The sequence below is a fragment of the Paenibacillus zanthoxyli JH29 genome (assembly GCF_000520715.1).
GTDB lineage: Bacteria > Bacillota > Bacilli > Paenibacillales > Paenibacillaceae > Paenibacillus_AQ > Paenibacillus_AQ zanthoxyli.
This window is the reverse complement of record NZ_ASSD01000395.1, coordinates 1-544: the sequence shown is the minus strand read 5'-3', so window position 1 is coordinate 544 and position 544 is coordinate 1. Positions and strand designations below refer to the sequence as shown.

The window sequence follows — 544 nt, the reverse complement described above, 5'->3', positions numbered from 1 at the left end:
GCTGACAGTGAAGCAGGGCCGGCTGACGGCTGCGGAGGGAGACGGCGCGGATGCGCTGCTGTCGATGCTTGGCGAAGGAGACGGCCGTCTGCTCGGCGAGTTCGGAATCGGCACCAATGATAAAGCGCGGATCACCGGGGTTGTGCTGGAAGATGAGAAGGTGTACGGAACCATTCATGTCGCCTTTGGCAATAATCATACCTTTGGCGGCCAGGTGTCGGCAGGAGTGCATATTGATATCGTGGTGAAAGAGCCCGATGTCTATCTGGACGACCGTTTGGTCATTGCGGCAGGCAAGCTGGTCTGATTGGATGAACGCGCCGTATGAAGGAGGGGGACCACTGTGCTTGGAATCATCAGAGTAATCACGCTGCCGGATCAAAAGGACGCTGACTTGCACGGCGAGCTGATCCGGCGCAGATACGGGCTTGAAGTGACAAGCGCCTGTATTGAAGATCAGCCGGAAGGCGTCTTCGACGAGCGGACCGAGGAAATGGCTATTCCCAAGATCGTCCTGCTTGCCGGTGAACTGGAACGCAGAGGC

Annotated in this window: 2 pseudogenes; both read left to right on the top strand. The window is 57.7% G+C overall.

Annotation, left to right across the window (positions count from 1 at the left end):
* Nucleotides 1-307, top strand: a pseudogene (locus L691_RS29000) (aminopeptidase); the annotation flags it as partial.
* A 36-nt stretch (nucleotides 308-343) separates the two neighbouring features.
* A pseudogene (locus tag L691_RS28995) lies at nucleotides 344-544 on the top strand (aspartate/glutamate racemase family protein); the annotation flags it as partial.